The organism is Lyngbya aestuarii BL J (assembly GCF_000478195.2).
Taxonomy (GTDB): Bacteria; Cyanobacteriota; Cyanobacteriia; order Cyanobacteriales; family Microcoleaceae; genus Capilliphycus; species Capilliphycus aestuarii.
The window spans coordinates 134,787-146,704 of record NZ_AUZM01000002.1 but is presented as its reverse complement, the minus strand read 5'-3'; the positions used below and the strand labels follow the sequence as shown (position 1 = coordinate 146,704).

Below are 11,918 nucleotides of genomic sequence, written 5' to 3'. Positions count from 1 at the left end.
GTTTACTGTTCAAAGAAGACTGGAGATTGTCTGCTGGGGATGGATATTCCCGCTTAGTATCTTACATTTCTAAGTTACGACTTCTTCGGAGACAACAACATCATCATCGTTCGCCCTTCTTGTTTGGGATATTGTTGCACTTCGGCTAATTCTCCTAAATCAGTTGCCATACGATTTAAGAGTTCTTTGGCGAGGTTGCTGTGTTGAATTTCCCGGCCCCGAAACATAATTGTTGCTTTGACCTTATCACCAGACTTGAGGAAGCGTTCTGCTTGTCTGACCCGCACTTGGTAGTCGTGGTCATCAATTTTATAACGCATTTTCACTTCCTTGACATCAGCGTTATGCTGCTTCTTCTTGGCTTCTCTGGCTCTTTTCTCTTGCTCAAACTTGTATTTCCCATAGTCCATAATTCGACACACGGGAGGGTCAGCCTTGTCACTCACCAGAACGAGATCGAGTTCTTTTTCTTCGGCGAGTCGTTGGGCATCCCGAGGAGCCAGAATACCCAGTTGACCCCCATCAATATCAATCACCCGGATTTCTGGAAATCGGATATTTTCGTTGATTTGGGGGAGATTGCGATTTCTTTTTTTGTCGATCAAAGGCATTGGCAAAGTTTTAGAAGCGATTAGTGAATAAATTAACGGTCTATACAGTGATATTTTACTCAGTCTGATTAAATTTTGGTGGAGATTTAACTTAAATTCTAGGAACGCTAAGATAAAAGGGTATAAATGTAAAGTTATGTTGTGAGTTTGTGTGGAATTGACTGCAAAAAATGGGTGTCCGCGACTCGGTTTTCAGCGGGATTGGGTTTGGCGAGGTTGGCAAGTTCGTTACACCTATATCAGAGCCAAGTCCAACGGCACAATAACTCCGAATGATTCTGCGCCCATGATTTTCTTACACGGGTTTGGGGCATCCATTGGACATTGGCGATATAGTTTACAGCAATTGAGTCAGTCTCATACGGTTTACGCCCTTGATCTGTTGGGGTTTGGATCTTCCCAAAAAGCGATCGCCTCTTACGATACCTCTCTTTGGGCTGATTTAGTTCACGACTTTTGGTTGACCTTTATTCGAGAACCCGCTATTTTGGTCGGCAATTCTGTCGGCTCTCTCGTGGCTTTGGTAGCAGCGGCTCAATACCCAGAAATGACTAAAGGTGTCGTTGCGATTAGTTTACCAGACCCGGTGGCTCAAACGGAAGCTATTCCTGGATGGATGCTCCCAATTGTTGAAGCGATTCAAAATACGGTTGCTTCTCCTCCGGTTTTAAGAACGCTTTTCTACATTATTCGGCGTCCGTCACTGGTTCGGGGTTGGGCTAAATTTGCTTACGAAAATCCAGATGCAGTTAACGATGAACTGGTTGATATTTTAGCAACACCTGCAACAGATCGAGGGGCTGCTCGCGCATTTTCGATTGTGTTTAAAGTGATGGGAAGTTCTCGTTTGGGGCCGGGAGTCAAGACGCTTCTTCCTCAGATTAATGTTCCTATTTTACTCCTTTGGGGTAAACAAGATCGATTAATTCCTGTGAGTTTTGCCAATCCGAAGAAATATCTTCAATACAATTCTAAGATTAAGTTTGTGGAATTGGAGCGCGGCGGTCATTGTCCTCAAGATGAATGTCCAGAATTAGTTCATCGAGAAATTTTGGATTGGATTGCTAGTTTTTCTCAGCTTTAAGTCAATTCAAAAAGTCAATTCAAAGGGAAATTCTGCTTTGATATTCCATCTTTTACCATTATGAACCAGTAGGGTTAACTGTGAGACCGTAAACTGATATTCTAAAGATTGATGTTCAAATTCAAGCCATGCAGCTCGAAAGTTTTGACGGGTTAAGTCTCTGAATGCAACGGTCATATGCGGCGAAAAAGGACGACGTTTAGAAACCTGATCCACAATGTTTAAAGTCGTTTCTAAATAAGACATTAACTCTTTTTGAAGGGTGAGTAATTCTGGAGTTTTGATCACGTTCACATAAATCACCCGAGGGGGAAATGCACCAAAACCTGATAAAGTTATAGGGAGGGGAGAATAAGCCTGAGAAAAGTTTACCAGACATTCTTCTAAGTGATCCAGCTTGTCAGTTGACCATTTAAACGGCGGTTGTAAGGTGACGTGGGGTGGAGATTTTAACGCATGACGACTGTCATACTTTTCGACAAAGTATTGTTTGATTTCAGTGACTTCATTTTGAATGTCTACAGTCGGAAGTAGAGCGATAAAAAATAACGATTCTGAGGACTTCATAGGACTCGGTTAAAATTAACCTCCATAAACGATAAAATTTGCCCAATAATAGGGACTTTCAAACGGATAGTCTTGCTGACATTTCCAAGCTAATAAAGTTCGCTGATCATTTATTTTTTGTTGATTTTTACTCTCCTTTTGTTGCTTGAGATAGGCTTGAATTTCGGGTTTATACTTTTGGTCGAGTTCTTGACCTGTTAAACTTCTGAGTTGAATTTGAGCTTGACGCAAAGCTTCACTACAGTTGTTTTCTTGCAAATTTTGATAATAAAACCAGACTAATAGTGAGGTTGCAATGTCTTCTAAAGACCAGAGTGGATAAATAACTCGCTGTATTCCTCTTTCTAAAAATCGGTTGAAAATTCTCAGATTTAACTCGGAGAAAGTCAGCGTTTTACTCTCCATTTTTACATAGGGAATACAGAGTTCTAATAAATCGGGTAAACGACTTTCTAACATTTGAGCCATAGAGATTTTACCCTCAACAAATTGCAGTTGAGCATCAACTTTGGGTTCAGAGGTACAACTCAACGGAGAAGCCATATACAGCAGTTTAACTTGTTTGATTAAGCTTTCAAACTGACTCACCATAGCTGTTTCACCGACTAAATAAAATTCTTCAGAGACTTGATAGAGTTCGGCTAGTTTTTGACCTTCATAATGGGTTAAAACAAAATCTCCTGTTGTATCTTCTAAAATTGCCATTGAGTTTGAGGAAATGGCTTGATTTCGTTGATGATTATAGTTGAGCATTTGACAACTTGAAATTGTCTGAATATTAAAGCGATCACATACATAGGTTGTTTGATCTTCAAGCTGAATGGGAATGGCTGCGAAGGGAATATGATGCAGTTGGAGATGAGGAATAATAATCAGTTGATGACAATCGAGTAAATGCTCAAAAATTAATTTATTGAACTGAAGTCGGTGAGATAAATTAGATAAAAATTCAATCATTTGATTCCGCCATTCGCGCAGGTTATTTTGATGATTTTTTATCCAAGATTTTTCAATCCAATTCTGGAGTTTTTCTCGACTCTCTCCCTCACAAGTATGCAAGACAATTTTATCTTTCAAGACAACAAAAATATAAGTATTTTCTTCGGTACTGTAAAAACTTAAAATTGCTGTTTTTGTATCGGGAAGTAAGGCTTGAATTTCTGCAACACTCAAGCTATTAGATCGGAAGAGCACACGTCTGACAGGATCTAAACGGTGAATATCTTCCCAAACTTTTTGCTTTTCTGTTTCCAAAGTATCCAAAATTTCTGACTCAGTTTTAAATGTTGCAGAACTGTTGAGTCGCACACCTGCTGTTGTCAACTGTTTCATTTCATCAGATTGACGTCGTATATGTAAAGCATGAATTTGCTGTTGTAAACGTTCATATTTTTTGAGATGAGGTTGAACTTCTCCCAATGGAAACAGAGAAGAATCTGTTAACTCTAGTCGTTGCTGACAACGCCATCTTTCCACCCAACTAAAAGCTTTTTCAGTTTCCTGAAGATGAATGCAAGCTTGGATCAGTTTAGGATAGATTATTTCTGATTCTTTTGTGATTTGTGAACGAACTTCAAGAGGACTAATACCACTGCAAATATGTTCAATTGCTTGAATGGCTTGTTCATATCCTTGAGAAGAAAGTTGCCAATTGTATGTGCTTAAACCCAGATCTCCTAGATGATGTCCGGCTGTTAAACATTCAGTGGGTAAGGCTTTTGGGGTGGCAATTTTTAGACAATCTAGCAAGGCTTGAATGGCGGTATCTGTTTGTTGTAACTCTTGATAAATTTGACCTAAACAACTCAGAGTAATTGCTTCTCCTTGAGGGTTTTGGGTTTGGCGATGCAGTTCTAAAGAGTCTTGATAGTTCGCGATCGCCGATTTAGAGTCACCCATAATTTTATAGGTATTGGCTAAGTGATGTAAAGCATTGGCTTCCATTTGTTGAGAGTCAATACTACGAATTAACTCTAAATATTGTTCAAAGTAAACAATTGCTTGATCGGGTTCTCCTTTCGCTAAATAAATTTTACCAATATTACTTAAAAAATAAGCCTCACCAAATCGATAATTTAAGGTTCTAGCTAACGTTAATGCCTGATCAACATAGGCAATAGCTTGTTCATATTGTTCTAGAGACGCATAAACATTTCCTAAGTTATTGAGAAAATTAACCGCTCCAAATCGATAATTCAAATCTTGAGCAATGGTTAATGCTTGTTGATAGTTTTTAACGGCTTCTTCGAGTTGACCTAAAACATAATAAACATTGCCTAAATTACCAAGAGTATTTGCTTCTCCGACTCGATATTTAATCGTTTTAGAGATTGACAAGGCTTGCTGATATCCTTCTATCGCTTGCTCGTATTGTCCAATAGAATAACAGACATGACCTAAACTACTCAGAGCATTAGCTTCAGCTTGACGATATTTAATCTGACGAGCAACTCCTAGAGCTTGTTGATGGCAAGTAATAGCTTGTTGATACTGTCCTAAAGACTGATAAACATTCCCTAATTTTCCTAAACAATTGACTTCTCCCCGTCGATTTTTGAGTTCTCGATAAAGTTGTAAAGCCTGTTGCCAGGATTGAAAAGCTGCGGTGTATTGATTGGCCTGAAATTGTTGAGTTCCTTGATTATAAAGTTGTTCTGCTGCTGACTCTTTTTCGGGTGAAGGAATTGCTGGAGTCTCTGGTTTTTTCTCTGGAGAAGCTACTTTTTTCGCCGGGGTTTCGGTTGCTTGTGGGGGTGCAACTTGTGCCAATAGAGTCGAACAACCGCCAGATTCTTCAATTTTTAGAACAACCTTATTTAGAAAATCTGCATCCTCTTGACAGTTTCGTTCTGCCAGAGTAGTTACAGTTTGGCGTAGAACTTGCAAAAAGTCATCATCAACCACCTGAGCATGAGTTTTCAGCACATCAAGGGCTTGATTGGGGGGATGAATTAGCAGGTTGTAGATAATTTCGTGATAGACTTGGTTAAGCAGTTCATCCATGTTGTTCGACTCACTTTTAGATCAGTTTAATCGATTCCACCCTGAAAGCAACTGAATTGTTTAATTCTTTCATCGTTTAATCACTGCAACAGCACTCAATCAAAATTTGTCCGGTGAACAGAGGCTAACGACACGAATTTGAGCTAGACTTTGCAATCATATCCGATATATAATACTTCTATCTTGTCGTTAGAATATCCGCAAGAGAGGAATGAAGGCTATAAAGCTTGTACAGTAACCTTTTTATCCTCTTGTCGCCCCCTGAACAGGGTGGCATAGCAACGGGGCTTGTCTCTTTTATGACGAGCTTCTCGACGTGAAACATTTGCCTGTAAAGAATTATACCTTGATTGTACTCTTATAATCGTTTAAGTTCCACTAATTTTTTATATACTTTACGAAGAACTTTTAGGAATTTCAACTACTATTTCTGTTCCCTCTCCAACTGTAGATTTAAAAGTTAACTGACCCCCATGTTTTTTAATAATTGCATAGCTGACAGATAAACCCAAACCTGTACCATTCCCAACAGGTTTCGTGGTAAAAAATGGATCGAATATGCGTTTTTGAATAGCGTCGGGAATTCCATTCCCATTATCAGATATTGAAATTCTTACCCACTCTTGTTCTATCACCTCTGTCCGAATCCGAATTTGAGGTTTTTTTATGGTTTTATTCAGACTTTGAACCGCATCAAGAGCATTACTAATAATGCTCAAAAATACCTGATTGAGTTGACTAGCGTAACAGGTAACTTTAGGTAGGTTGCCATACTCTTTAATCATCTCAACCTTGGGTTGATTATTGCTGTCAAGAAAGCGGTTCTGCACAATCAGTAAAGTGCTTTCGATTCCGGCGTGTAAATCAACAGATTTCATCTCAGCTTCATCTAAGCGAGAAAAATTACGCAAACTCAGAATAATTTGCCGAATTCGTTCGCTTCCTGACTTCATCGAATCCAAAATTTTAGTTAAATCTTCCTCGATAAATTCCCAGTCTATTTCGTCAATTTTAGCTTGAATAACTGGATTTTGTTTAGGATATTCTTGGCGATAAGTTTCTAACAAACTCAGCAGATCTTTAAAGTAATTTTCGGTTGGATAAAGATTAGCATGAATAAAAGTGATGGGATTGTTGATTTCGTGAGCAATTCCCGCTACCAATTGACCGAGGGCTGACATTTTTTCGCTGTGAATTAATTGGGCTTGGGTTTGTTGTAAATTTTTCAAAGCTTGCTCTAAATCAACAGCTTTTTGCCTTAAATCTTGAGTTTTGCGCTCGACTTCGGCTTCTAAAGTTTGAGAATAGTTTTCGACTTGTTGATACAAACGGGCATTTTCTATCGATATTGCAGCTTGAGAAGTTAGCATTTGCAGTATTTTCAGGCGATCATTTGTAAATGCTCCCACTGTTAAATTATTCTCTAAATACAAAATCGCGATTAATTTTCCTTGCTTGCTAATGGGCATACATAAAACCGATTTGGGTTGGTGGCTAATAATGTAGTGATCGCTTACAAATTGAGAAGTCGCACTTAAATTATCAAACACTGCGGTTTTTTGACTTCTGGCGACAGAATAAATCAAACTTTGAGGTAATTCTTGACATTCAACGAGAGGAATTTGTAAGTTTTCTGTCTGGTTTTGACTGGCTTTAGAAACAACTAACCATTCGGCTTGTTGATGAATCACTAAAAATCCGGTTTCTCCTCCTGCATTGGCGATCACAATTTGCATCAAAGTAGCTAAGAGTTTCTCTAATTCTATTTCTTCAGAAATAGCTTGTGCTGCTTTGATCACAGCCGGAACATCTAACCAAAAATTTGAATGTTGACTATGAGTAGTCCGATTGACGCTTTTCGTTAGGGAAGAAATCGTTCCTCCATATCCGCTCGTTAGTTGAGTGGATTGTAAAATTATTTCTAATAGTTGAGGATATGTTTGTTCTAGGTGGGCGACTTTTCCTTTGGCTCCCCATCGGGTATAACAGTAGTAAGCTTCTTGCATATATCCGGCAGCAACTTTTTCTTTTCCCCAATTCAGATAAAATTTAGCTGCTAACTCATTTGCTAAGGCTTCTTCGTTAAGATATTCATTTTCTTTTGCTCCGTAAATTGCCTGATCGTACCAATCTCCCGCTTCATAATTCTTGCCTAAAACCCGACATTTTTCTGCTTCTAATAAATCTACTTTATGTTGATGATTCATTGGCACATGATTCGCCCATTCCGCCAGAGTCGTTTGATGAATTTTCACTTCCTCAAGAGAGTTAGCTTGCTCAATTTCTGACTGGGTAGAGTAGAGATATAAGTAAGTTAACCCGGCATAAAAATGAAAAACAGGAGTGTGAACTTGTCCTGCTTTTGTAACTGAAAACTGTTCAGCTTGGGCGATATAATCTCGGGCATTTGTGTAGTTACCAAAAAGATAGGCAAGTATCAATTTGAAGGCATAGATAAAACCCAGCAAATTCAACTCATTATCTTCATGGCACTTAGGAATCATCAAAGCTTCATCATAAGCTCTGCCAATTAATAAATCTGGTTGATTTCTAATTTCTCTCAAGTTCAGCACGGTTTGTTGTTGCATCTTCAGGTAAGCCAAAGCCGAATCTTGCTTCAAATTTGCTAAGATAACGCAGTAATTTTCGATTTCGGGTTCCCAATCATCGAGAGTCACTCCTGCAAATAAATTATAAAGAAAATAATTAAATATGCTGTAGCCGGCATAGAGAAAATTACCAATTTCCATACTGGCTAAATAAGCCTCTTTTCCCGTTGGAATGGTTGCCCTCAATGTTTCTTGACGCTGCTGAAGAAAAGCACCAAATAACAGTAAAGTTATACACCTGAATTCTCGGACATTTAATTGATTAAGTAAGTTCAGTGCAACTTGCCCAAAATAATAACCCTTTTCTACTTCTTCTAAAAAAGTAGACAGCACTAAGCCATAGGTTACATATCCTATACTTGATGCGGGTGTATTGCCAAATTTTAGGGATAAACTCACCATTGTCGCACCCAATAGAGGCAGAAAGGCAGGGCTTGCATGGAGGATAGGCGGAAACAACATTCCTAACAGTTGCATGGCGGCAATAATCCGAGGTTCACTCATCACAGGCTGGTTAATTAATTCCTCTAGTTGTTTACCTTCGAGTTGCTTGGCTAGGGTTTCTAGTGTTCCCTCTATTAAGGCTTCGTCTGCTTCGGATGGGAACTCAACCCCCAATTCTGCTAAGACATTTCTTCCGAAAGCAATTGCTTCTAATTGTTGGGCTTTAGCTGTGAGTGCGGTGATTTGAATCTGATAAATTTTTACTTTGTCTAGTATGGTTTTAGCTGATTGTAACACCAGTGCTGCTATTACTTCCATCTTCTCAAACTCACCATTCAAATAAGCGGTTTCTGTGGCAGTTATATACAGATTGAGGGTTAATTCATACTGACTTTGCCAACAGTCGGTGGGAAGCAAATGAATCCCGGTTTTCACAAAATTTATAGCGGCAACATAAGCTGTAGAATTTCTGGCTTTTTGTGCGGCTGCTAAGTTAAGTTGAGCTAAAATTTCCCGTTCTTTGGATTGAGTAATTAACTCAATTGCTATATTAAAATGGCTAACAATCTCAAAGAGTTTTTCTTCTTTTTCTGTCTCTGATAAGTTCTGTTGGAGTAGTTGACCAATTTGCAGATGAGTTGACTGTTTTTGCTCGTCAGGAATTAGGGAATAAGCAGCCTGTTGAACGCGGTCATGCAAAAATTTGTATTTTGCGTTTTGTTTATTATAATTTTGATAGTCTGGGCTGAAGTTATTGTTGTCCTCAAGCTGATAAAACTTATACACATCACTAACAGGTAAAATTAAACCTTCTTGCAATGCTTTCCATAATAAAGTTGCTATGTTTATTTCTGATTGTTGGGCAACAATTGCCAAAGTTTGTAAATCAAACTCAGCACCAATACAAGCAGCCAACTTTAAAGCATCCTGAGTTTTTGTTGGCAATTTCTGTAATTGTAATGCCATAAATTCTACTACATCATTAGTAATTGCTAATGCTTTAACTTGAGTAATATTGCATTGCCAATGTTGGATATACCAACTAAAGGTAATTAACTTTTCCTCATATAATACTTTAAGAAACTGAGTAGCAAAGAAAGGATTTCCTTTGGTTTTTTTATAGACTAATTGGGTTAAAGGTTGGGCAAGGGGTGATTCACAATTAAGTGTATCTGCTACTAACAGATTTAGATCGGATTCGGTTAACGGAGGCAAAGTTATTGTATTTACCGTTGCCTGAGTTTTAACAAGTTCATTTACAGTTAAAATAAAAGGATGCACTGGGGAGACTTCATTATCTCGATAAGCACCTAATAATAATAAATATTTTGTATCTTGCACCAATAATTTTAGCAAATTTAGGGAGGCAGAATCAGCCCATTGCCAGTCATCTAAAAACATCACCAAGGGATGTTCTTTACAGGTAAAAACGTTAACAAATTTTTGGAACAGTAAATTAAAGCGATTTTGGGCAGCAATTCCCGATAATTCCAAGGCAGGGGGCTGTTTCCCGATAATGTTTTCTAACTCAGGAATTACATCAATTAAAACTTGTCCATTTTCACCTAATGCCCCAAGAATATTATTTTTCCAGATTTCTATTTTGGCTTCTGGTTCTGATAATAACTGCCTCATTAAATTCCGAAAGGCTTGTACAAAGGCATAAAAAGGAATATTGCGATTAAATTGGTCATATTTGCCTTGAACAAAATAGCCCTGTTGACGAACAATAGGTTTATGAACTTCATTAACAACTGCCGTTTTTCCAATCCCTGAAAAACCTGCAACTAGCATAATTTCGGTTGTACCATTGGCAACTCGATCAAAGGCTTTTAATAAAGTTTGCACTTCTGTTTCCCGACCATAGAGTTTTTCGGGAATCATAAATCTGTCGCTGATATCTCGCTTTCCGAGTTCAAAATCTTCGATTGTTCCGTTTTGTTGCAGTTGAGTTAAACATTGCTCTAAGTCATGCTTAATTCCCAATGCTGTTTGATAACGTTGTTCGGCATTCTTTGCCATTAATTTGCTGACTAATTTTGATAAAACTGGAGGAATTTGTGAATTAATTTCATGGATTTGTATTGGTTTTTTTGCTAAATTAAAATGCAATAACTCCATTGCATCTTCTGATATAAAAGGTAATTTTCCTGTCAATAATTCATAAAAAGTAACACCCAAGGAATAAAAATCGCTGCGATAGTCTATGCCTCGATTCATTCTGCCTGTTTGTTCGGGAGAAATATAGGCTAACGTGCCTTCTAAGATATTTGGATTCTGAATTTCTTGGGTTTCTCTGGGGAGGAGAGAAGCAATACTAAAGTCAATTAATTTGATTTCTTTAGTTTCGGGATTAATCAGAATATTGGCGGGTTTTATATCTTTATGAATAACTCGTTTTTGATAGAGATAGTGCAGAGTTTCTGTGAGTGAAATTGCGATTTCTAGAAATTCTGTTAAAGGTAGGTATTTATCTTGAGATTTTTCATCTGTCGATATTTCAAGATAATCAGATAGGGAAATTCCCCCAAAATCTTCCATTATTAAGGCATAGCTATTATCATAGACTTCTAAGCTCAATAGTTTGATAATATTTGAAAATTCGAGATTTTTGGCAATGGTATATTGGTTGCGAAATTGGATGATTTCGTTAAAACTGGGGTATTTGTATCGCAGTAGCTTAATAACGACGGGTTGGTTGTCGCTGTTACGGATACCTCGATAGACTAGAGTGCGGATACCTGCGTAAAGTTGCTTTGTAATTTGATAATTAGGTAAGTTGCTGATCATGTTTGTAACTTATTTCTCCTGTATTAAAAAATTTCTTCTAGTTATTTTACTATTTTACGGTTAGGAAAATTCTAAATTGTGTTGCAATACCAATTCATGTTTAATTTTGGGTATTGATATTTTTTGATGATAATTAATGGGGTGACGGCTTCCCGTTGACTCTTCTATTTTGGGCCATAAGTCTAAAGTGTTTCGGCTAATGTTAAACAAACGGGCGACTGGAGTTTTCTTTTGTCGGCTTTTGACCACCCTGATCGCTGTTTCGACAAGTCGTATGATCCCTTTCCGTGCTTCATTTATATTAATTATACGTCTTAACCTACTCTCGTCGTGGTATAGTAATCATTTCTTAGGGAAAATTTACCTTTAATCTTTCGTTGAAGCTTCATGTTTTTTTCTAAGTAATACAGGGAAAAAAGTTTAACCTTCTCTGACGATGTATTACTTGGCTAATCCATCCCCATTGTTTCGCTAAAAATTTTTTTGTACTTTCGGCATGAAATACACTTAGATGACTTTCGCCAACAGCATCTTCACCAACAGTATATTCAAAGGCTTCAGCCCTACAAAACGCTTTTTTTTATCACCTCCAACGATTGATAAACTGATTAGCAGTTCTTATTTTTTTTCAACTTTTCCCACAATTTAACTCAATCTTTAGGCTCAAATTGGAGGTTTTCCGATAGCTTTAATCCTTAAGAATGGTTTAACAGTACCATGTTACTAAAAACTGAAAACTGTAACAACTGGAGACTGATGACTGTAAAACTGGAGACTGATGAGCTAGTGCGGTAAGCGCGGGTTTCCCCC

5 protein-coding genes are annotated in these 11,918 nt (G+C 37.8%); 1 reads left to right on the top strand and 4 read right to left on the bottom strand.

The window, feature by feature from the left end; all coding sequences use genetic code 11:
* Positions 1-74: 74 nt before the first annotated feature.
* Positions 75-611: a translation initiation factor IF-3 gene (gene infC, locus M595_RS01595; protein WP_023064112.1), complete on the bottom strand. Its 537-nt coding sequence runs from the start codon at positions 609-611 to the stop codon at positions 75-77.
* Positions 612-762: 151 nt separating this feature from the next.
* Here infC and M595_RS01590 point away from each other — a divergent pair, with 151 nt between their 5' ends.
* Positions 763-1,695 carry an alpha/beta fold hydrolase gene (locus tag M595_RS01590; RefSeq protein WP_023064130.1) on the top strand — a complete coding sequence of 311 codons (933 nt, stop codon included), beginning with the start codon at positions 763-765 and terminating at the stop codon, positions 1,693-1,695.
* Between the two features lie 6 nt (positions 1,696-1,701).
* Here the strand turns inward: M595_RS01590 and M595_RS01585 are convergent, their stop codons facing one another.
* From M595_RS01585 to M595_RS01575, 3 genes are all read right to left on the bottom strand, one after another.
* Positions 1,702-2,262 (bottom strand): 2'-5' RNA ligase family protein, encoded by a 561-nt coding sequence (locus tag M595_RS01585; RefSeq protein ID WP_023064153.1) that lies wholly within the window; start codon positions 2,260-2,262, stop codon positions 1,702-1,704.
* 15 nt (positions 2,263-2,277) lie between these two features.
* Positions 2,278-5,265, bottom strand: coding sequence for a CHAT domain-containing protein (locus M595_RS01580; RefSeq protein WP_023064127.1), 2,988 nt, complete (start codon positions 5,263-5,265; stop codon positions 2,278-2,280).
* A gap of 395 nt (positions 5,266-5,660) precedes the next feature.
* Positions 5,661-11,108: a trifunctional serine/threonine-protein kinase/ATP-binding protein/sensor histidine kinase gene (locus M595_RS01575; RefSeq protein ID WP_023064199.1), complete on the bottom strand. Its 5,448-nt coding sequence runs from the start codon at positions 11,106-11,108 to the stop codon at positions 5,661-5,663.
* Between the last annotated feature and the right edge of the window lie 810 nt (positions 11,109-11,918).

Coding starts and splice junctions, on each gene's coding strand:
- infC (WP_023064112.1), bottom strand. CDS start 611: ATGCCTTTGATCGACAAAAAAAGAAATCGCAATCTCCCCCAAATCAAC.
- M595_RS01585 (WP_023064153.1), bottom strand. CDS start 2,262: ATGAAGTCCTCAGAATCGTTATTTTTTATCGCTCTACTTCCGACTGTA.
- M595_RS01580 (WP_023064127.1), bottom strand. CDS start 5,265: ATGGATGAACTGCTTAACCAAGTCTATCACGAAATTATCTACAACCTG.
- M595_RS01575 (WP_023064199.1), bottom strand. CDS start 11,108: ATGATCAGCAACTTACCTAATTATCAAATTACAAAGCAACTTTACGCA.